Source organism: Labrenzia sp. PO1, assembly GCF_012273635.1.
GTDB classification, from domain to species: Bacteria; Pseudomonadota; Alphaproteobacteria; order Rhizobiales; family Stappiaceae; genus Roseibium; species Roseibium algicola.
Genome location: NZ_JAAXCR010000001.1, coordinates 1,591,283 through 1,612,165, shown reverse-complemented (window position 1 = coordinate 1,612,165; position 20,883 = coordinate 1,591,283). Strand labels below are relative to the sequence as shown.

Below are 20,883 nucleotides of genomic sequence, written 5' to 3'. Positions count from 1 at the left end.
AGCCAGTGTGCCTGCCTGACAAAACTTATTCCACCCGGAGGGCTCCATGGTTTCCGATACCCGATCAAACCCGGTACAGCGCTGCGAGGCGGCCGTTCCGGCGCGCGCCGGAGCCGGTCTGAAGCCGGAGCATGTCGCGGCTATTCTGGAAACGTCCGCGGATATCGGTTTTTTTGAAGTTCATGCCGAAAACTACATGGGGGCCGGCGGTCCGCCGCACCGGCAACTGGAGGCAATCCGCGAGCGGTATCCCCTGTCTCTACATGGTGTCGGTCTTTCGATCGGCGGTGAACAGCCTCTGGACAAGGATCACCTGCGGCGCTTGTCAGACCTGAACAAGCGATATGAACCGGGACTGTTTTCCGAGCATCTGGCCTGGTCGACGCACGACACGACTTATTTCAACGACCTGTTGCCGGTGCCCTATGACGAAGCCACGCTGAACCGTGTGTGCGATCACATAGATGAAGTGCAGGAGACCGTCGGACGGCAGATGCTTCTGGAAAATCCGTCGACTTACGTCGCCTTTGCACAGAGCACGATGAGCGAACTGGATTTTCTGAGCGAGATCGCGCGCCGGACCGGCTGCGGCCTGTTGCTCGACATCAACAACGTGCATGTGTCCTGCACCAACCACGAGAGATCCGCGAGAGATTATCTTGCCGCCTTCCCGATGGCTGCTGTCGGCGAAATACATCTGGGCGGTCATGCGCCTGACCGGGACGACGCCGGACGGCCACTGCTGATCGACGCGCACGACCGGGAGGTGGATCTTGCGGTCTGGCAACTTTATGAAGATGTCATTCGTTTACAGGGGCCGCTGCCGACCCTGATCGAGTGGGACAACAATGTTCCTGCCTGGCCGGTTCTGCTTGCCGAGGCACAAGCCGCGGACCGCATTCTGGCGCAGCCTGCAGAGGCTGGCAGAAAGCAAGCGGTCTGACATGCGTGGTCCGCTCGCCCTGCCGCACGTCAATGCCGCCTCGTTTGGGCGTGCGCTGCTCGACCCGCAAATGGCAACGCCCGATGGACTGACTGGTCCGGATGGAGAAACGGCGCCGAAGCGATTCAATGTCTACCGCAACAACGTCATCGTCAGCCTGTGCGAAGCGCTCGGTGAGAGCTTTCCTGCAGTGAAGGCGCTGTTGGGGGAAGAGTATTTCAGGGCGCTTGCCCAGGCCTTCGTGACAGCTCATCCGCCGGTGTCGCCTGTGTTGATCTGGTACGGCGCCGGTTTCGCCGATTTCCTGGACGCGTTTCCGCCGCTCAAGGCATATCCCTATCTCGGCGATGTTGCCCGGCTAGAATGGTCTTGGCTCCAGGCCTATCATGCTGCGGATGCCGCGCCTCTCGATCCGGCAATCCTGGGCAGCATCGATCCGCAAAGACTCGGGGGCGTTCGCTTCCTACCGCATTCGGCGGCGCACGTCGTGACATCTGCCTGGCCGATCTGGGCGATTGCGCGAGCCAACAGGTTTGAACCCGATGGGGCTGAAGCTGTCGATCTTGACGAGCCGCAATCGGTAATGATTACCCGGCCGGACATGGAAGTGGATGTCTATCTGCTGCGTCCGGGCGGGGCTGTTTTCACGATGGATCTCCTGCAAGGGCAGACGCTTGCAGCGGCGGCAAGCCGGGCTCAGGAAGACGACGACAGTTTTTCCTTGTCCGATTGCCTTTCGGACTGTCTTGCAGCTGGTGCATTTTCCGCCCTGCAACTGGATGACTAACACGCATGCGGCAAATGGATGCCGCTTGATGATGGGGGATTAGATGGGTGTGTTGATTGGGTTTTTTGTCAGGCTTTACACGATGGTGTTCGGAGCTCTGGAACGGCTGACAAATGGCTGGTTCATCGGGCTTGCTGCCCGGTTCATTTTTGCCGCGATCCTGCTGCAGTTCTTCCTGAACTCGGCGATGACGAAAATCGGCGGCAATATCATGAACATCTTCACGCCAACCGCAGGTGCCTATGCGCAGATGCTGCCCAAGATGATGGAGCAGGTCAGCTACGACACCAGCCAGATTGCGTTCTTCCCGTATGGTCTCATGGTGCTTCTGGGCACCTGGGGTGAATTTGTCCTGCCGGTGATGGTGGTTGTCGGTCTATTCACCCGCTTCGCAAGCCTCGGCATGATCGTCTTCATCTGCGTCATGACCTATGTCGACATCTATGGTCATGGGGCTGACGCAAAGACGATCGGGGCGCTGTTCGACGGTGAACCCTATGCGATCATTGCCGATGACCGGTTGCTCTGGATCTTCCTGTTGCTGGTTCCGGTGCTCAAGGGGCCGGGTGTCGTCTCGCTGGACTGGCTGCTCGGCCGGTCCTATCGCAAGCGCGAGATGTACTACTGAAAAATCGGTTGCCGGTTGTGATGCCAAGTGATTAAACCGGCACATGAATTTTGCCAGTGACAATTGGGCGGGTGCGGCTCCGGCGGTGATGTCGGCGCTGGCCCGCCATAATGACGGGTTCTCGCCGGCCTACGGCACCGACCCGTTGACTGATTCCGTCTCCGCCACGTTCAACGAGATCTTCGAACGTGAGGTTGCCGTCTTCTTCGTGGCGACCGGTTCAGCGGCGAATTCCTTAGCGCTGGCTTCCTGTGCCAAGCCGGGTGGGGCGATCTTCTGCCATTCCGGTGCGCATATTCAGGTTGATGAATGCAATTGCCCCGAGTTCATGACCGGCGGCAACAAGCTGTTGAGCGTGAAGGGACCAAACGGCCGGTTCTCCGCCGATGCCCTTCGCGAAAAGATGGCGCAGGTTCCTGACGGTGTTGTCCACCATGGTCAGGTTGCGTCCGTTTCCATCAGCCAGGCAACCGAATGCGGCACCGTCTACACGCTGGATGAAATTGGCGCGATCAAGGATGTCTGCCGGTCCCGTTCGGTGCCGCTTCACATGGACGGCGCACGATTTGCCAATGCGCTTGTGACGCTCGGCTGTTCGGCGGCCGACATGACATGGAAAGCGGGTGTGGACCTGCTTTCCTTCGGAGCCACCAAAAACGGCTGCTGGTGCGCGGAGGCCGTGGTTTTCTTTGATCTGGACGCCGCAAAATCCTTTGAGTATTTCCGCAAGCGCGGCGGTCATCTTTTCTCCAAGAGCCGCTTCGTGGCGGCCCAGTTCGAAGGCTATTTCCAGGATGACACCTGGCTGACGACCGCAAGCCACGCCAATGGCATGGCGACCCGTCTTGCTGAAGGGATCCGGCAGGCCGGAGGGCGTACTGCCTGGGCGGTGGAAGCCAACGAACTGTTCCCGATCCTGAAACGCAGCCAGATGGAAGCGCTTCAGGCGGCCGGTGCCAAGCTCTATGAATGGCCGGCAGAGGGCCTCGCCGAAGGCCACGCCCCGGCATCGGACGAAGTCTGTGTACGTCTCGTCACCAGTTTCGCAACGACGGATGAAGACGTCGATGCGTTTCTGAAAGTGCTGTCCGGGACGGTCTGAGGGCCGCCTCTCGCGTGCCGAGATATCTCGTGACGCGCAGGAACATCAAAAAAGGCGCCTGGTTTCCCAGGCGCCCCGATGATGCGATTGCCGCAGTTGAACCAGGCGGTTAGTGAGCCGTGGTTTCGATCTGCTTGGTTTCACCACTGGTGATTTCGATCTTGCGCGGCTTCATGGCTTCCGGGATTTCCCGAACAAGATCAACGTGCAGCAAGCCGTTTTCGAGGCTTGCCCCTTCCACGCGAACATGTTCGGCAATCTGGAAGCGGCGTTCAAAGGTGCGCGAGGCAATGCCGCGGTAGAGAATTTCCCGGCTGGCATCTTCTTCAGCTTTTTCACCCTTGATGGTGAGTGTGTGCTCCTTGGCTTCGACGCTCAGTTCGTCGTCGGAGAAGCCTGCCACGGCCATCGTGATGCGGTAGGCGTTTTCGCCCGTGCGCTCGATGTTATAGGGCGGATAGCTCGGCGCTTCGTTGCCGGCGGCATCGAGCATCGAGAAAAGCCGGTCGAAACCGACGGTGGAGCGGTAAAGCGGAGAAAAGTCGAAGTGACGCATGTGTCTGTCCTCTCTTGAGCAACTGATACTTCACTGATGTTGAGCAGTCCTTCGTCCCCCGAATTGGCGGGACAGGCTGCGGTGCAAACCCGGTCTGGCGCTTGCATGAAGAGATTTGGTTATTCGGATTTTCATTTCAAGAGGCGGGAAATGTGGGGCGTCGTGGAAACATGAACGCCACATGAACAGTGCCTTCCGGTTGCGTTCAAGTGGCCCGGTGCATCTTCAATCCAACGTCAGCACGGCGCTGGCGGAACAAACTGGAGATTTGAAGATGTTTGCCAATGTTTCGAAATTGTCCGCCCCGATCGCCGGTGCCATTCTGCTGGTGTCCGCAGGTTTCATCACCACTGCATCCGCTGCCCCGCTGGTCGGAAAAACCCAGATCGAACCGGCGAAAGCCGAGCTGGTGGTCAAGGTCGATCATCGCCGTGGTAACGGGCATGGCGGCAACTGGAACGGCCGTCACGGTGGCCGCCATTTCGAAATGGGTCCGCGCCAGATCCGCCGCAGCCTGCGTCACCGCGGTTTCGACCATATCAAGATCCTCGACCGCCGTGGCCCGATGTACATCGTACGGGCAAAAGGCTGGCGCGGCATGCCGGTTCGGCTGGTGGTCGATTCCCGCAATGCCAACATTGTCCGCAGCCATCCGATCGGTAACCGTGGTCACTGGCAGCGCCGCTGGTACTAAGCAGCAGCTACAAGCTGTCTGACACTTTCAGGGCCGGCTTCCCAGGGAGCCGGCCTGAAGCTTGTTGTGAGAGGCGCTTGGCACGAGTATCACTTGACGATGCAAGACAAAGCCGGACGGTGCTGGCAGGATCTGCAGGCGTGACGAGTTGTTGACGAAAAACCATTATCTGTTTGAAAAACAAACTCTCAACGAACCCGAGTGATTCGCAGCGCATGACCTTGATCGACCATCCCGACAATCCGGTGCCTGAAGGGGCGCGATCCGGGTTCGTCACGACGCCGGACGACAAGAAGATCCGGTATGCGCATTGGCCCGCCGCCGGTTCCCGGCGAAAGGGTACGGTAACACTGCTTCAGGGGCGGGCGGAGTTCATCGAGAAATACTTCGAAGTGATCGAGGATCTGCGTCAGCGGGGCTTTGCCGTTATCGCCTTCGACTGGCGCGGGCAGGGCGGGTCGCAACGTCTGACCCGCAATCCCCGGCGCGGGCACGTTTCAAACTTCAACAAGTACAAGCTGGATTTGCGCACCGTCCTGAAGGAAGTCTCACTGGCGACCTACCCCGGGCCTCACTTTGCGCTTGCACATTCAACCGGAGCGCTCGTTGTCCTGTCCGATACGGACCGTCTGCGGACGATGCTGGACCGCGCAGTGCTGACAGCGCCGCTGCTGGGCCTGCCGACGGGAACATGGTTTCCCGGTCTGGTGTCCGGGTTCCGGTCGATCCTGCGCAAGCTCACTCTGGGGCTGTTTGGCCGCCCGGGCCTGAAGGCAACCTCTCCAAAGACGTCCTGGTTGATCGAAAAGGTTGCTATTCCGGTTGCCCGCCTGTTGTCGATGTTCGGACTTGGCAGGTTGTTTGTGCCCGGAGGCAACGCTGAAGTTTCCGTCGCCTACGAAAACAACCGGCAAACGACGGACAAGGCGCGGTTCGAGCGGTTCAACAAGGTGCTGGAACAGGCGCCGGAGCTGGGTGTCGGGTCTCCCACTCTTGGTTGGCTGGGGGCGACCGGTCGCGCCATGCTGGCGCTGCGCCGGCGGGAGGCCGGGCCGAATATCAAATTACCCTGTCTGGTGTTGGCTGCGGGCAACGACCGGATCGTCTCCACACCCATGATCGAGGACTTCGTGGCGCGGGCGAAGGCGGCTGCCTATGTGGAAATCGCAGGCGCCGAACATGAGCTGATGATGGAGCGCGATGCCTTCCGCGACCAGTTCTGGGCGGCGTTCGATGCCTTTGTGCCCGGTCTTGAAGCCGAACAGGCGCTGGAACGGGCTGGAAGCTGATCCAGCGCCCTGATGTGGCCGTGTGGCCGGTCAGGCTGCCTTTGCGAGGTCCCGCAGGAGGATTTCATGCAGACGCGGGTCGCCTGACGCAACGATCTGGCCGCCGTCGGCCGGAGAGCCGCCGGTCCATGTCGTGACAACACCACCTGCGCCTTCAATAATCGGCACAAGTGCAACGATATCATAGGCTTGCAGACCGGATTCGATTACCGCGTCGCCGTGGCCGGCTGCGACCATGCAGTAGGCATAGCAGTCTGTGCCATAGCGGGATAACTGAACGGCCGCTTCGATCTGGTCGAACGCCTGGCGTTCGCCATTCTTGAAAAGTGCCGGTGTGGTGGTGAAAATAGTGGCATCTTCCAGCTTCTGACAGGGCCGGGTCTTGAGCTGCCTGGCACCCAAAGGTCCATCGTACCAGGCCGTCTTGCCGTCGCCACCGAACCGTTCGCCGATATAGGGCTGAACCATCATGCCGAGGCTCGGGACGCCATTGGTCCGCAGGCCGATCAGCGTCCCCCAGGTGGGCAGGCCGGTGATGAAGGCACGGGTACCGTCAATCGGGTCCAGCACCCACACATGTTCAGCGTCGAGATTTTCCGGGCCGTGTTCTTCGCCAAGGATTCCGTGGTCCGGATAGGTTTCGTTGATCAGGGCGCGCATCGCCGTTTCACCGTTCTTGTCGGCGATGGTGACCGGGTCGAAGCCGGCTTTCCACTTGTTGTCGATTGCAAAGCCCTGGCGGAAATGCGGCATGATCGCACCGCTGGCTGCTTCCGCCAGCCTGTCCAGAAACGGGGCAAACAAATTGGAACTGGAAACAGGCCCTGCCGACATCATTACCTCCTGGCTGCGGAAACCGCTCAAAACCCAAATCAACGTGAATTGCCGCTTGTATAACCGGTTCTGCAAAAAAATGAATCTGCAAAACCTGAATGACTGCTCATACTTTGATCAGTTTGAAAGGGCTGTCGGGCTTGACCTTTGTGCGGTGCAATGCGATTTTATTGCGGTGCGATACGTTGTGTCGTACCGCCCTCCTTGGGCGTTTCCTCCCTAGACTCGGGCCGCCTCTTTTGAGAGCGGCCTTTTTTTTGGGTCCGGGGTTTTATTCTGCTGCGATGGGGTCCGCCGGCAAGGCTGCATCCGGCATGGAGGTCAGTTCGCGGGCGAACTGGCGCAGGTTGTGGAAGAGGTCGCCGAAGCCGGGGGTCGGCTGGTGGGTTGCCTCGTCCATATAGAGCCCGCGATTGATTTCGATCTGCAGGGCATGCAGGCCGCTTGTGGGGCGGCCGTAGTGTTCGGTGATGAAGCCGCCCGCATACGGCTTGTTGCGCGAGACGGTGTAGCCCATCTCCTTCAGCACCGAGCAGGCGAACTCCGTCAGGTCGCTGCTGCAGCTGGTGCCATAGCGGTCACCCAGGATGAAATCCGGCCGCGTGTCGGTGGTCTGGCATTTCACGCTTGAAGGCATGGAATGGCAATCGATCAGAACCGCGTAACCGAAGGTGACATGGGTCTGGGCCAGAAGCCGGCGCAATGTGGTGTGGTAAGGCTTGTAGATCTCCTCCACCCGGCTGAGGGCTTCGGATACCGGCAGCTTGTGCCTGTAGATCTCGTGGTTCTCGCTGACGATGCGGGCCACGGTGCCAAGCCCGCCGGCCACGCGGATCGAACGGCTGTTGGCATAGGTCGGCAGACGCCCGTCGAACATCTTCGGGTCGAGCTCATAGGGCTCGCGGTTCACATCAAGGTAGGCCCTGGGGAAATGCGCACGCAGCAGCGGCGCGCCGAGCGGCACGACATGAGCAAACAGATCGTCGACATAAGCATCCTCCGACCGCCGGATGGCTGTTTCGTCCAGGCGGGAAGACGCTAGAAAGCTTTTGGAATATTGCCTGCCGGAATGGGGCGAATTGAAAACGAACGGAACCCTCTGGTCCGCAGGACACAAAACTTCAAACGCTGGGAAGCCGTTAAAGTCCGCCTCGAAAGAGGCTTGTGGAGAAGGCTGCTTGTCGTCCGTCAATGGTGTGTCCTGGTTGCCGCCCGGTGCAGGCCATGGCCCATGGTGCCAAGGAATCGCGGCGCAGTCCACCTTGGTGGGATCAAAAGCCCTGCGGCTGTGGGGAAATATCTGGTGATCGAGGGCAGGAATGGCCAGATGCCACGAATGCCATAGCAGTACCAATGGTCCGGGAATGCATACGCCACGACGATTTTCCCCAACGTGAGAAGCCGACAGGTTCTCACGAGGCAAGTGATGGTTCGTTCTCAACAAGAGCCTATCCACACCGTGGGGTCGTGATCCAATTCACCCTATCATTCTGTGGAATTCGAGCTATAACCGGCAGAAAGGGAACCGAACCCACACGAACAAAGGACCTGGTCAATTACGATGCCGCGTATCCTGCTTGCCGAAGATGATAATGACATGCGCCGCTTTCTGGCGAAGGCGCTGGAAAATGCCGGTCATGACGTCGTTTCGTTCGATAACGGCAGAAGCGCCTACGAGCGCCTGCGCGAGGAACCGTTTTCTTTGCTGCTGACCGATATCGTGATGCCGGAGATGGACGGGATCGAGCTGGCGCGCCGGGCTACGGAACTCGATCCGGACCTGAAGGTGATGTTCATTACCGGTTTTGCCGCCGTTGCCCTCAATCCGGAATCGGATGCTCCCAAGGACGCCAAGGTCCTTTCCAAGCCATTCCATCTTAAAGATCTTGTCCAGGAAGTGGAGCGCATGCTGGCCGCCTGACAAGGTGTTGACGCGGCGGAAAACAGGGGTTGCGAACCGGGCTGGGGAAATTTTGACAGTTCGGTGAAAAAGGGGGGTTGCACAGTTTGCGGATCCCCGTTATATCGCACTCCACCACGGCGCTGGGGCGTCGGACTACCGAGAAATTCGGGCGTGTAGCTCAGCGGGAGAGCACTTCGTTGACATCGAAGGGGTCACAGGTTCAATCCCTGTCACGCCCACCATTATTGCGCTGATTGAAGTTTCAAGAAGCGCGGATTGATCAGAAGACAGGCGCAGGACCTGCCGCAGCTTCTAGACCAATCCAGTCAAACGTGAGCGCCTTTGGCGCTCATTTGGTTTAAAGAAGCAGGGCCCTTGTGGGGACAGTGACATGAAGATCAAAAACTCGCTCAAAGCGCTCATGACCCGCCACCGCGACAACCGCATGGTTCGCCGTAAAGGCCGCGTCTACATCATCAACAAGAAAAACCCGCGTTTCAAAGCACGCCAGGGCTAATCTTGTTGCCGCGCTTCGCGTGGCGGAAGAACTGAAAATCTCTTCCTGAACAAGGTTTTATCTTGTTGTTGGGAGAGGCGGCCAGGTCCCTGCCACCTTAGCGCACGAAGATGTGTCAAATTCCCGGATTGACCGCCGCATCCAACGATCCATAATCGTCGGATGCGGATTTTTGTGTTTGCCCTCCTGTTTCTCGCCGGCGTCAGTCTAGCCAGCGCCCAGCCTGTTCCAGATCTCGGTCCGGAAGCAGAGCCACCTTCTGCCGAAGACTTCAATGCACTGCCCGACGATCTTCCAGAAGACGGCGGGCAGGTGGTCGTCGATGAGAGTGATCCGGAAGACGAGAAGTCGCGTCTGGACGAACTCTTTGCCAATCTGGCCAAATCGGACAATCCGAAGGAGGCCGAGCGTATCAGCCGGGAAATCCAGATGCTCTGGATGGATTCGGGCAGCGATACGGTGGATGTGCTGATGTCGCGGGCCGGCAAGGCGATCCAGGCTGACGATCATGCGTTGGCGCTGGACCTCCTGGACACAGTGGTCATCCTGAAGCCGACTTATGCGGAAGGCTGGAACCGGCGTGCGACAGTCCACTACATGACGGAAGATTTCGGCAAGTCCCTGGTCGATATCGAGCGCACACTGGCGTTGGAACCCCGTCATTGGGGGGCCTTGTCGGGGCTCGCCATCATCCAGCGGCGTCTGGGGTTCGAAAGCGAAGCGCTTGCGACGTTCCGGCGGGCTCTTGAAGTCAACCCGAGCCTGGAAAATGCAACCAAGGCCGTGAACGATCTGGAAAAGGAAGCCGAGGGCGAACCCGCTTGAGGCAGGCCCACCTGAGGTAATGGGCAAGCCTCTGGTCGGTCTGTCTTTATGCCGCCGGGCTTGATTGCTGCGAGCGCGGTGCTATGTCCGGGCTATGATCCCGTTCCTGATTGCTCTTCTTGTCGCCGCCTGTCTGTTTGTCGCCTACTCGCTTTTCAGGGCAAGGCAGATTTCGCGCACCTACACACCTGACGGCAGTCTTGCCGAGGTGAACGGAGCGCAGATGCACTATCACTTCATTCCTGCGTCACAGGCGGCCAGCGAGCGGCCTGTGCTGGTGTTCCTGCATGGGGCCAGTGGCAACGCCTATGACATGAAGTTGGCTTTTGAGGGCGCATTCAAGGGGCGCTATTCGCTTCTTTTCATCGATCGTCCGGGGCTTGGGTTCTCGCAGCGCTCCAGAACGGGCCGGAACACGCCTGAAAGCCAAGCGGAACTGATTGCCGGATTGCTCGCGAAACTCGGCATTGGGACATCAGTGGTGGTGGGGCATTCGCTCGGAGGGGCCGTGACGGCAGCTGTGGGCCTTGCTGCTCAGGAGCGGGTGAAGGGGCTCGTCTTCCTGGCTCCTGTCAGCCATGTGTGGCCGGGCGGCGTCAACTGGTACTACAAGGTTGCCGCGATGCCTGTCATCGGCTGGCTGTTTGCCTGGACGCTGACGATCCCTGTCGGCGAGCGACTGGTGCCGCAAATGCTGAAGCATGTATTCCATCCGGATCCGCCACTTGCCGGCTATGCGGCGTCTGTCCGTCTGCCGCTGCTTTTCCGTCCCGAAAGCTTCCGCTCGAACGCGGCGGACATCTGCAGCCTGAAGGAAGCTGTCCGGCAACAGTCCCGGCAGTATGGAAAGCTGGAGCAGCCGTCGCTGATCATCACGGGTACGAAAGATACGGTGGTCTGGCCATCGATCCATTGTGAGGGCCTTTTGCAGGATCTGCCGGATGTGGAGCTGCTGATGCTGGGCGCGGCCGGTCATATGCCCCAGCATACACATGCAGATGAAATCGTGTCCGGTATCGACAGACTTGTGGCGCGGATAGAGGCGTCAGAGGACAAGGCGGGAACGTCTGAAGCCAGGGCCGGGACGTTGCGCACCGCATGAAAAAGGCGGCCTTGAAGCCGCCTTTCGTCATCCGGTTTGTTTTAACCGATTAGATCGTCAAATGCCGCCCTGGCCGTCGTTGCCGACGAAGGCAATCCGCAGCATGTTCGTGGAGCCTGGAGTGCCGAACGGCACACCTGCGGTCACGATAATGCGCTGACCCGGTTTCGCAAACCCTTCGGAAAAGGAGATGCGGCAGGCGCGGTCGATCATGTCTTCCTCGTTGGCGGCGTCTTCACTGACCACACAGTGCAAGCCCCAGCCGAGCGACAGGCGACGTGCAGTTGCAAGCACCGGCGACAGAACGATCACCGGGCTGGCCGGACGTTCACGAGAGGCACGCAGGCCCGTTGCACCAGACGTCGTGTAGCAGACGACAGCAGCAAGGTTCAGCGTTTCGGCAATCTGCCGGGCCGCTGCCGAAATCGCGTCGGCGCCGGTGGCTTCCGGCTCGGTCCGCTGTGCGTAGATGATCGTGCGGTAGTTGGGATCCTGTTCCACCTGCTGGGCGATCTTGTCCATGGTGGACACTGCCTCGATCGGGAATTCGCCTGCAGCGGATTCGGCCGACAGCATGACGGCGTCTGCGCCTTCGAACACGGCGGTGGCAACGTCGGACACCTCGGCGCGGGTCGGCACCGGTGCGTTGATCATGGATTCCAGCATCTGCGTGGCGATCACGACCGGCTTGCCTGCACGGCGGCAGGCGCGGGTGATACGCTTCTGAAGGCCGGGAACCTGTTCCAGAGGCAGTTCAACACCCAGGTCGCCACGGGCAACCATGATGGCGTCGGAGAGTTCGATGATCTCGTCCAGCCGGCCGATGGCCTGCGGCTTTTCGATCTTGGCCAGGACGCCGGCGCGACCACGGGTGATCTTGCGCACTTCGGCAATGTCGTCCGGGCGCTGAACGAAGGACAGGGCCACCCAGTCGACGTTCTGGTCGAGGGCGGCGATCAGGTCCTTGTGGTCCTTCTCGGTCATGGCGCTGGTTGCGATTTCCGAATCGGGAACGCTGACGCCCTTGCGATCGGACAGCTTGCCGCCGACGACGACTTCCGTCACGGCCCGGGTGCGGTCGGCTTCCAGAACCTTGAGCTGGATCTTGCCGTCATCGAGCAGCAGGCGGTGGCCCGGCTCGAGAGCCTGAAGAATTTCGGGATGCGGCAGGTGGACCCTGTCGACACTGCCGCCGGACTTGTCGGCGTCCAGCGTGAACGTTGCGCCGTTTTCCAGCATGACCGGACCGTCGGCAAACGTTCCCACACGCAGCTTGGGTCCCTGCAGATCGGCCAGAATGCCGATTGGTCGTCCAACCTTCTCCTCAACAGAACGGATGCGTTCAACGAGCATCTTCAGACGATCATGATCGGTATGGCTCATGTTGATGCGGAACACGTCCGCACCGGAGCGATACAATTTTTCGATGATGTCTTGTTCTGAGGAGGAGGGTCCGAGAGTTGCAAGAATTTTGACTCGCCGGTTACGCCTCATCGCCCACCTGTCCCCTGTTGCACGGGTTCGGTCAGCTGGACCGTCCAGCTGCTCTGTTCGCCCGTGTCGATTTCAAAAAAGCCTGTCCGCTCGAATCCGCGAGCCACACAGTCCTCAATTCCGCGAATGGTGAATTCCTTTTCCCGGGTGCACATGAACGCCCGGCCACCCCATTCGCCGAATTGGTCATAATCAACTGCGTAGATGTAATAGTATCGTGACACCAGCGCCCCGGGTACCAGGGTCTCGCAGGAATTGGAAGCAAGGTTCCACCAGCCTTCGGTGACCCAGTCGGTCTTGTCCTTGTAGCCGATGGCTACACCAACCTGACTGTCGGTCTTGTTGCAAAGGCGCAGATCAGCTCTGGCTTCGTCACTGGATGCGGAGAAAAACAGCACGGTGAGGAATGCAGCAAAGGCAAATTTCACAGGCACGCTGATACATGCCCGAGACTCGCCCTGGTTCCGTTCCCCAACCTTAAACATATGCAGTCGTTCGCTTTGCTGCTTTACAGACATTCGCTTTTTGCGTCGACAAGGGGGCCTTGTCAACGTCGTTAACGGGATACGGAGCCTTTCGCCCAGACTTGTTTCCCGAACCGTCCGGATTTTTTGTCCAAATGAACAGTCCCACCCCCTATGCCGTCAGAAATGGGGCGGGAACATGGCCGCTCCGCCTCAGATCGGTGTTAGCTGTCAATAAAGCGTATACCGCGTTGTACACACCTTGGCAAAAACACAGGTGCCTTGATTGCAAGGAAGGGTGTGGAAGGTGTGGATGGCCTGCGGTGTTGCCGCCGGAAAGCGGTGTTTTCGGGCTTGGTTCCTTCGCCGGTTTGCCGTAAACCTGACCGCCTGCGCGATAGCGAGCCATAAAAGTTTCCACGAAGCGAGACATGATAGAACCAGCAGCCGAAACCGGCCGGGCCTTTCAGCCGACCGAATACGTAAAGGGCGATTTTACTTCCGGATTGCTGCTCTTGTGCGATCACGCCCGCAACACGGTCCCTGAGCCTTATGGCGATCTCGGCGTTCCGGCCGAACAGTTCGAACGCCATATCGGTTATGACATCGGTGCGCGCGCGGTCACGCTCGAACTTGCAAAGCGACTCAATGCGCCAGCTTGCCTGACTACCTATTCTCGGCTGCTGATCGATCCGAACCGGGGCGATGACGACCCTACGCTGATCATGCGCCTGTCGGACGGTGCCGTCGTGCCGGGCAATGCAAAGGTCGACACGAACGAGCGGGCGATCCGCATCGACCGGTTCCACAAACCCTATCACGACCTCATCGACCAGACGCTGGATGCCATGATGGAAGTGAGCGAGCCGCCGGTGATCGTCTCCATTCACAGTTTCACGCCGGTCTGGCGCGGCGTGCCGCGGCCCTGGCATGTCACCGTTCTGTGGGACAGCGACCCACGAGCCGTTCAGCCCATGCTTGAAAGCTTGAGAGCGCAGGAAGACATCGTCGTCGGTGACAATGAACCCTACGACGGAGCTCTCAAAAACGACACAATGTACCGGCACGCAACCCGCCGGGGAGTGGCACATGCGCTTCTGGAACTGCGGCAGGATCTGATTGCCGACGCGGCTGGAGCGGTTGAATGGGCGGACCGACTCGAGCCGGTTCTGAGAAAAATTGCCGGCATGTCCGACTGCCGGCGGATCCAGCATTTCAAGTCGCGTAGCGACGCTGCTTAAGGCCGGGCTACCGGTCCGGGACAGGGAGACCTTCGGGATGGACGATCAGACGAAACTCGAACTGGAAGCTGCGGTTTTCAGACGCCTTGTGGAACATCTGCGTGGACGGACGGACGTTCAGAACATCGACATGATGAATCTGGCCGGTTTCTGCCGTAACTGCCTGTCCAACTGGTATCAGGACGCGGCGCAGGACAAGGGCGTTTCCCTGGAAAAATCCGAGGCCCGCGAAATCGTCTACGGCATGCCTTACGACGATTGGAAGGCCAAATACCAGACCGAGGCGACTGCGGATCAGCAGGCCGCCTTTGAAAAGAACAAACCCCAACACTGAGCCGGGGGTTGCGTCGGCTTGCTTGGCTGCTTGACGGCCAATGCGGAGTCTGGCAACGCACGGCCAGGTTATTGACGGCGGCTCATATCAGCCGCGGCCATTGAGACCGCGCGCTGCGCGACAAGGAAGTACGAGAAGGAGAAACAGAAAACATGTCCGATCCCGGTGGAGTGGCAGGCGACCAGCTGCGCGCGTTTGTAGAGCGTATCGAGCGTCTTGAAGAAGAAAAGAAAGTCATCTCCGATGACATCAAGGACGTCTATGCTGAAGCCAAGGGCAACGGCTTTGACGTCAAGATCCTGCGGAAGGTCGTTTCCCTGCGCAAGAAGCAGCCGCATGAGCGTGAAGAGGAAGAAGCGGTTCTCGACCTCTACCTGCATGCACTTGGCATGGCTGGTGGTGCTGGCGGCGGCGAAGGCTGACAAGCTGCGGTAACCGCGGTTCACGACAAGAAAAAAGAGCGGCTGAAAAGCCGCTCTTTTTTTATGCTCAATCTTTCACGGGTCGATGCTTCAGCGCGCGAAGCGTACCGGAAGGATGACCACTGCCGGACCGTCGAACCGGTCTGTGCGCAGGTCGCCGTAAGGATTGTTTTCAAAGCTGGCGGAGACAAAGCGGTTGCCCGGCATCATCACATTCTTCAGCTGGCGCTGATTGGGGTGGCTGAGCCACGCGAAGGTCTGATGACGCGTGGTGCCTGCGCCGGACAGAAGCGTCGGAGCGGATTTGTCCGGCAGGCTTGCAAACCCGGCAAGCGGATCGACAATCTGATCACGCGGGATGCGGCCTGAAACGGACTGCTGGCGTGCAGGGGCTGTCTTGGCGGTGGCACCGGCAGCCGGCCGATTGGCCTGTGCCCGTGCCGGTTCGCTTACCGACGGACGCAGCGAGCGGCTCAGGCTCGTCGGTGCTGCAGAGGCCGAGGCATAGGCAAGCGTCGTTTCCGAACGCGGTGCAGGCACCGGAGAAGGTACGGAAGTACCCGTTGCCGCGGCAATGGCTGCGACCGGATCATCGGTCGGAGCGGGGCCCGGAACGGGGACATCGCCGGTCAGGCCGAGATTAGCCGCTGCAACCTTGGCAGCATCGCTAAGACCCTTGCTGGGTTTCTGCTGCGGCGTGCGCGAGGCTACCTGGAACCGCGAGTCGATTGCTTTCTCGGGAACCGGGTTTGCACCTTGTGTCGGCGCGCTCGGTTGCCCGGTCTCGATTGCAAACCGCTGTGCATCAAGCGTGTTCGGTGCGGGCGGAGGCGTCTTGCTTGCCGCCACGGCGGGAATATCCGCAGGCGGTTTCACGATCGGCGCGTTGCTGGCCACGACAATCGGTGCTGCTGCCGGTGCTTCCGGTTCGCTTTCCAGGACCTTCCGGCTGGGAACAGGCGGATTTTCGATCACCACCGCCGGGGCTTCGGCAACCGGTGCCGGCGGCGTGTTGCCAACTGCGCCCGGACGCTTGGATGTGTTGTCACGGTTGTTGCCGCCGCCAAAGAGGCTGGCAAACAGGTTGCCGCCACCGGAGGACGCATTGTCATCCTGCGCGGTTACCGGAATCGGTTTGCCCGGGCGGGTCAGATTCTGGTCGCGCGTGCTCAGGCCATTGGAAGAGCTTGAGCGCGTGTTGGACGCGACGATCGTCGGTTTGGAACTTCTCGACCGGCCGGACTTGCTTTCGGCGAGCGCAACCTTGTAGCCGCTCATAGGTTTGCCGTCGGACGGAAAGTGAAGTGTCTTGCCGTCCGGGAACACGCGAGCCAGTTCGGAACGGCTCATGCGCGGCCAGTGACGGACACTGCCGGTGTCCATGTGCACGAAGGGGGAACCGGATCTCGGATAATAGCCGACGCCGCCCACTTCCTTGCGCAGGCCAGTGGCACGCAGGGTGGCAAGTTTCACGCCGGGAATGAAAAAGTCCATCGCCTTGCCGAGCGTGTGCTGGCTGTTCTTGGCAACGCCAGAGGACCGCTTGCGCAGCATGTTGTTGGTTGCGGGAGACCGGTAGCTGGAGACGACGTGGATCGGCTGGCTTGCGCCCACCTTCTGGTAAACTTCCCAGACCAGATCCAGCAGTTCCGGATCGATCTTGGTCATTTCGTTACGGCGCCAGTCGCGCAGGAAGCGGTTGGCTTCGCGCAGACCATCGGGCAGATAGCGGCCGTTTTTCTTGAAAGTAATCGACACACGCTCTTTGGTATGCGTGTTGTACAGCTTCAGGGTACGCGTCTCGGCCTGGGCAAAGGTGACCAGGCACACAGACACGACAGCAAACGCGCCGGCCGCTTTCGCGGCACGCTTCAGCCAACCGACGGCGTCGAAATCAACTAACCGTGTACGCAATCTCTATCTCGCCGTTTTCAGAGGGCTTTCACCCATCCCGTGCTCCCCAGCAGGATGCATAGCCTAGCTGCCGCAGGTTAAGAAGTTTTTACCCTATTTTCGCTTCGCTGATAATCGTTGCAGAACTGCAACGGCGCAAGCGCGTAGTGCAAAAACGCTCCGGTAGCGGTGGTTACCCGGAGAATGCGTCAAAATATCGTCGAAATCGACAGTTTGCGCTATGATTTGCCTCAATTCAGGCTGCCGCGTCCTTGCCGCTCTCGTCCAATCCGTATTCCTTGAGCTTGCGATAGAGCGTGGAACGGCCGATTCCCAACCGTTTGGCAACTTCTGTCATGCGTCCGGAATAATGATTGATCGCTGCGCGAATCAGTTCCTCCTCGATATCGGTCAACTTGCGGACATGACCGTCCTGATCGAGGTTGCGCATGAAACCGAAGGGCGCCGCTTGCTCAAAACCTGCCTGAGGGGCAGGAGCCGAGGGGGTGTGGTGCGGTGGAACCGAGGGTTCGCTCGGGCGGACCGGTGCTGCGGCAAGATCGCCTCCGGACAATCGGTCCGGGTAGGCCGTCTGTGCCTGCGGCTGGAGCGTTGCGCCCGGAGAGGCCGTCTGTTCCGTTGCCGCGGCAACCTGCGGGAAATCGTTGATCGTCAGTTGCGGGCCGTCGCACAAGACGACAGCGCGGAATACCGCGTTCTCCAGCTGCCTGATATTGCCCGGCCAGTGATACTCCTGGAGCATCGCGAGCGTGTCCGCGGTGACGCCGGCCACTTGAGGCTTGCCTTCCTCTGCCGCGAAACGGGCCAGGAAATGGCGGGTGAGCGCGGGAATGTCCTCTCGCCGGTCGCGCAACGGCGGGATCCAGATCGGGAAAACGTTGAGCCGGTAATAAAGGTCTTCCCGGAAGACACCTTCCTTCACCTGGTCTATCAGGCGGCGGTTGGTTGCCGAGATGAGACGGAAATCCACTTTCACCGGGCGGCGAGCGCCGATCGGGTCGATCTCGCTTTCCTGCAGGGCGCGAAGCAGCTTGACCTGAACTTCCTGAGGCAGCTCGCCAACCTCGTCCAGGAACAGCGTTCCGCCATGAGCTTCCTGAAACTTGCCGACATGCTTGTCGACCGCGCCCGTGAACGCGCCCTTCTCGTGGCCGAAGAGAATCGATTCGACCAGATTGTCGGGGATCGCACCGCAGTTGACCGTGACCAGAGGTTTGGATTTGCGGTCGCTGGATCCCTGAATGGCGCTGGCGATCATTTCCTTGCCGACGCCGCTTTCCCCTTCGATCAGGATCGGAATGTTCGACGCGGCGGCCCTCTTGCCCAGATTGATCACCCGTTCCATGGCCGGCGAGTGGGTGATGATGTCGGCGAAGGTCAGTGTGCCGGAGGCCTGTTTGCGGATCCGGGTGATTTCGCCTTCCAGAGCGGATGTCTTCAAGAGATTGCGGATCGAGACATTGAGCCGTTCCGGCGCCACCGGTTTGACCACGAAATCCTGAGCGCCCGCGTTCATGACGTTGACCACGGTATCGATGCCGCCGTGGGCGGTCTGAACGATGACCGGCGTTGCGTTCTTGTCGGAGCGTAGACGTTCCAGAACGCCCAGACCGTCGAGCTCGGGCATCACCATGTCGAGGATGATCAGGTCGATCTCGCTGGCTTCCGGGCTCGACATGATGCGCACCGCTTCGGCACCATTCTCGGCCGTTTTCGACCGGTAGCCGAATTTTTTCACGGCTTCCTGAAGCAACCTGCGCTGGATGGGATCGTCGTCAACAATGAGAATTTTGCCGCTGAGTGCTTGCATTGGCGGTTTCGCTCGTCCCGAATTGTCTCGTTTCGAACCATTCTGGTCGCAATTGGGTAAACAAATCGTCCAAGTGCAGGCAAAAAAGTTTTCACAGTCAGATTGCAGGCGGGCCTTTTCCCGGCCTACTAATTCTAACAACAGAAGATTGCCGGACCCGTTCGTCCGCAGACGCACCGGAGAAAAAAACTTGCCCATCCCACATCCCGTCCATGCCCCTCAGGCCGCCGCTTCAGGAGATCTCGGAGCGCTTCCCGAATGGGACCTCACGGATCTCTATCCCGCAGTCGATGCGCCGGAGGTTGCTGCCGACCTGAAGGAGATCCTGGAGCGGTCGAAAACCTTCGAGACGTCCTACAAGGGCAGGCTGGCCGACATGGCCCAGAGCAATGTTCCCGCGCTGGTCACCGCAATTCGCGCCTATGAGGAACTTGAAGACCTGATGGGCAGGCTGATTTCCTTCGCCGGCCTGGTCTATTCGGAAAACACGATCAAACCCGCATCGCAGAAATTCTACGGCGATGTGCAGGAGCAGATCACGACGGCAAGTTCGCATCTTCTGTTCTTCACGCTGGAGATGAACAAGATCGATGACGGCGTGATGGAAACTGCGCTTCAGGATAGTCAGTTTGCACATTACCTGCCGTGGATTGAGGATCTGCGCAAAGGCAAGCCCTATCAGCTGGAAGACCGGGTGGAGCAATTGTTCCACGAAAAGTCCGTCACGGGCGCGGGTGCCTGGAACAGGCTCTTCGACGAGACGATGGCCTCGCTGACCTTCGATGTCGACGGTCAGGAACTGTCGATTGAACCGACGCTCAACATGCTGGTGGATCCTTCGCCCGATACCCGCCACAAGGCGTCGGAAGCTCTGACACAGACCTTCAAGGAAAACCTGCGCACCTTCACGCTGATCACCAACACGCTGGCCAAGGACAAGGAAATTTCCGACCGCTGGCGGAATTTCACGGACATTGCCGACAGCCGCCATCTTTCCAACCGGGTCGAGCGGGAAGTTGTCGATGCGCTGGTGGCAGCCGTGCGCGATGCCTATCCGCGCCTGTCGCATCGCTACTACAAGCTGAAGGCAAAGTGGCTGGGTATGGACCAGCTCAACACCTGGGACCGCAACGCACCTCTGCCGAATGCCGACACGCGAGTGATCCCCTGGGATGAAGCGAAGGACACGGTGCTGTCCGCCTACAGCGCCTTTTCACCGGACATGGCGGAAATCGCAGGCCGGTTCTTCGACCGGCGCTGGATTGATGCGCCGGCCCGCTCCGGCAAGGCGCCCGGTGCCTTTGCCCATCCGACAGTGCCAAGCGCGCACCCCTATGTGCTGGTCAACTACCAGGGCAAGATCCGCGACGTGATGACCCTCGCCCATGAACTGGGCCACGGCGTTCACCAGGTGCTGGCGGCACCCAACGGACCGCTGATGGCGCCGACACCGCTGACCCTGGCGGAAACGGCCAGTGTCTTCGGCGAGATGCTGACGTTCAAATCCCTGCTTGCCAAGGCGGACAACCCGCAGACCCGCAAGGTGATGCTGGCCTCCAAGGCGGAGGACATGATCAACACCGTGGTGCGCCAGATCGCCTTCTATACCTTTGAGCGCAAGGTTCACACGGAACGGCGCAATGGCGAGCTGACGTCGGACAAGATCGGTGAATTGTGGCTGTCCGTGCAGGGCGAAAGCCTCGGTCCGGCGATCAAGTTGAGCGAAGGCTATGAAACCTTCTGGACCTATATTCCGCACTTCATCCATTCGCCGTTCTATGTCTATGCGTATGCCTTTGGCGATTGCCTGGTGAACTCGCTTTATGCGGTTTACGAGGAAGCGGAGACCGGCTTCCAGGAGAAGTATTTCGATCTTCTGAAGGCTGGTGGTACCAAACACCATTCCGAACTTCTGGCTCCGTTCGGACTGAGCGCGGTCGATCCGGATTTCTGGAAAAAGGGCCTGTCGGTGATCGAGCGGATCATCGACGAACTCGAAGCTCTGGAAGAGGCTTGACGCGGCT

The 20,883-nt window shown here is 59.6% G+C and carries 21 protein-coding genes and 1 tRNA gene; 15 read left to right on the top strand and 7 right to left on the bottom strand.

Features of this window, described 5'->3' with window-relative positions; translation table 11 throughout:
* The first annotated feature begins 46 nt into the window (after window positions 1-46).
* The 4 genes from HCG46_RS07455 to HCG46_RS07440 are packed head-to-tail and all read left to right on the top strand — an operon-like array spanning window position 47 to window position 3,460.
* Entirely contained in the window at window positions 47-943 is an 897-nt protein-coding gene (locus HCG46_RS07455; protein WP_023003554.1) for a DUF692 domain-containing protein, read from the top strand.
* Window position 944: 1 nt separating this feature from the next.
* Window positions 945-1,730, top strand: a complete 786-nt coding sequence (locus HCG46_RS07450; RefSeq protein WP_168685408.1) for a putative DNA-binding domain-containing protein — start codon at window positions 945-947, stop codon at window positions 1,728-1,730.
* A gap of 43 nt (window positions 1,731-1,773) precedes the next feature.
* Window positions 1,774-2,358 (top strand): DoxX family protein, encoded by a 585-nt coding sequence (locus HCG46_RS07445; protein WP_023003550.1) that lies wholly within the window; start codon window positions 1,774-1,776, stop codon window positions 2,356-2,358.
* Window positions 2,359-2,401: 43 nt separating this feature from the next.
* Window positions 2,402-3,460 carry a low specificity L-threonine aldolase gene (locus HCG46_RS07440; RefSeq protein ID WP_077291738.1) on the top strand — a complete coding sequence of 353 codons (1,059 nt, stop codon included), beginning with the start codon at window positions 2,402-2,404 and terminating at the stop codon, window positions 3,458-3,460.
* Window positions 3,461-3,569: 109 nt separating this feature from the next.
* Here the strand turns inward: HCG46_RS07440 and HCG46_RS07435 are convergent, their stop codons facing one another.
* Complete coding sequence (locus HCG46_RS07435; RefSeq protein ID WP_055661173.1) at window positions 3,570-4,016, bottom strand: Hsp20 family protein; 447 nt, start codon at window positions 4,014-4,016, stop codon at window positions 3,570-3,572.
* 274 nt (window positions 4,017-4,290) lie between these two features.
* On the opposite strand from HCG46_RS07435, the gene HCG46_RS07430 reads away from it, so the two are divergent.
* Together HCG46_RS07430 and HCG46_RS07425 are read left to right on the top strand one after the other, a co-directional pair.
* Complete coding sequence (locus HCG46_RS07430) at window positions 4,291-4,710, top strand: hypothetical protein (RefSeq protein ID WP_168685406.1); 420 nt, start codon at window positions 4,291-4,293, stop codon at window positions 4,708-4,710.
* Between the two features lie 215 nt (window positions 4,711-4,925).
* Window positions 4,926-5,999, top strand: a complete 1,074-nt coding sequence (locus tag HCG46_RS07425; RefSeq protein WP_168685405.1) for an alpha/beta hydrolase — start codon at window positions 4,926-4,928, stop codon at window positions 5,997-5,999.
* Window positions 6,000-6,029: 30 nt separating this feature from the next.
* Here HCG46_RS07425 and hisN read toward each other — a convergent pair whose 3' ends face one another.
* Both hisN and HCG46_RS07415 read right to left on the bottom strand, forming a co-directional pair.
* Window positions 6,030-6,836: a histidinol-phosphatase gene (gene hisN, locus HCG46_RS07420; RefSeq protein ID WP_168685403.1), complete on the bottom strand. Its 807-nt coding sequence runs from the start codon at window positions 6,834-6,836 to the stop codon at window positions 6,030-6,032.
* Window positions 6,837-7,104: 268 nt separating this feature from the next.
* The gene (locus tag HCG46_RS07415; protein ID WP_161633288.1) at window positions 7,105-7,950 is read right to left on the bottom strand and encodes an N-formylglutamate amidohydrolase; all 846 of its coding nucleotides are present in this window, start codon (window positions 7,948-7,950) and stop codon (window positions 7,105-7,107) included.
* 444 nt (window positions 7,951-8,394) lie between these two features.
* On the opposite strand from HCG46_RS07415, the gene cpdR reads away from it, so the two are divergent.
* The 5 genes from cpdR (at window position 8,395) to HCG46_RS07390 (ending at window position 11,180) form a co-directional block, all read left to right on the top strand.
* Complete coding sequence (cpdR, locus tag HCG46_RS07410; RefSeq protein WP_006932209.1) at window positions 8,395-8,754, top strand: cell cycle two-component system response regulator CpdR; 360 nt, start codon at window positions 8,395-8,397, stop codon at window positions 8,752-8,754.
* A gap of 149 nt (window positions 8,755-8,903) precedes the next feature.
* Window positions 8,904-8,978 (top strand) — tRNA-Val (locus HCG46_RS07405).
* Window positions 8,979-9,127: 149 nt separating this feature from the next.
* Window positions 9,128-9,253, top strand: coding sequence for a type B 50S ribosomal protein L36 (gene ykgO / locus HCG46_RS07400; RefSeq protein WP_006932207.1), 126 nt, complete (start codon window positions 9,128-9,130; stop codon window positions 9,251-9,253).
* A gap of 162 nt (window positions 9,254-9,415) precedes the next feature.
* Window positions 9,416-10,078: a tetratricopeptide repeat protein gene (locus HCG46_RS07395; RefSeq protein WP_168685401.1), complete on the top strand. Its 663-nt coding sequence runs from the start codon at window positions 9,416-9,418 to the stop codon at window positions 10,076-10,078.
* 94 nt (window positions 10,079-10,172) lie between these two features.
* A complete protein-coding gene (locus tag HCG46_RS07390; RefSeq protein ID WP_209009348.1) occupies window positions 10,173-11,180 on the top strand; it encodes an alpha/beta hydrolase in 1,008 nt (335 codons plus the stop codon).
* A 57-nt stretch (window positions 11,181-11,237) separates the two neighbouring features.
* Here HCG46_RS07390 and pyk read toward each other — a convergent pair whose 3' ends face one another.
* A complete protein-coding gene (pyk, locus tag HCG46_RS07385) occupies window positions 11,238-12,674 on the bottom strand; it encodes a pyruvate kinase (protein WP_023003528.1) in 1,437 nt (478 codons plus the stop codon).
* Window positions 12,671-13,108, bottom strand: a complete 438-nt coding sequence (locus tag HCG46_RS07380) for a DUF1036 domain-containing protein (RefSeq protein WP_023003527.1) — start codon at window positions 13,106-13,108, stop codon at window positions 12,671-12,673. The genes pyk and HCG46_RS07380 overlap by 4 nt, the downstream gene beginning before the upstream one ends.
* Before the next feature lie 461 nt (window positions 13,109-13,569).
* Between HCG46_RS07380 and HCG46_RS07375 the strand changes: the two genes are divergently transcribed.
* The 3 genes from HCG46_RS07375 (at window position 13,570) to HCG46_RS07365 (ending at window position 15,135) form a co-directional block, all read left to right on the top strand.
* Window positions 13,570-14,379 (top strand): N-formylglutamate amidohydrolase, encoded by an 810-nt coding sequence (locus tag HCG46_RS07375; RefSeq protein WP_168685397.1) that lies wholly within the window; start codon window positions 13,570-13,572, stop codon window positions 14,377-14,379.
* A gap of 37 nt (window positions 14,380-14,416) precedes the next feature.
* Window positions 14,417-14,713, top strand: coding sequence for a DUF1244 domain-containing protein (locus HCG46_RS07370; RefSeq protein WP_023003523.1), 297 nt, complete (start codon window positions 14,417-14,419; stop codon window positions 14,711-14,713).
* Window positions 14,714-14,865: 152 nt separating this feature from the next.
* Entirely contained in the window at window positions 14,866-15,135 is a 270-nt protein-coding gene (locus HCG46_RS07365; protein ID WP_031270542.1) for a DUF2312 domain-containing protein, read from the top strand.
* Between the two features lie 90 nt (window positions 15,136-15,225).
* Here the strand turns inward: HCG46_RS07365 and HCG46_RS07360 are convergent, their stop codons facing one another.
* The gene (locus HCG46_RS07360; protein ID WP_168685395.1) at window positions 15,226-17,049 is read right to left on the bottom strand and encodes a DUF882 domain-containing protein; all 1,824 of its coding nucleotides are present in this window, start codon (window positions 17,047-17,049) and stop codon (window positions 15,226-15,228) included.
* Window positions 17,050-17,284: 235 nt separating this feature from the next.
* The gene (locus tag HCG46_RS07355) at window positions 17,285-18,859 is read right to left on the bottom strand and encodes a sigma-54 dependent transcriptional regulator (RefSeq protein ID WP_168685393.1); all 1,575 of its coding nucleotides are present in this window, start codon (window positions 18,857-18,859) and stop codon (window positions 17,285-17,287) included.
* 190 nt (window positions 18,860-19,049) lie between these two features.
* Here HCG46_RS07355 and HCG46_RS07350 point away from each other — a divergent pair, with 190 nt between their 5' ends.
* Window positions 19,050-20,876, top strand: a complete 1,827-nt coding sequence (locus HCG46_RS07350) for a M3 family oligoendopeptidase (RefSeq protein ID WP_205838378.1) — start codon at window positions 19,050-19,052, stop codon at window positions 20,874-20,876.
* Window positions 20,877-20,883: the final 7 nt, after the last annotated feature.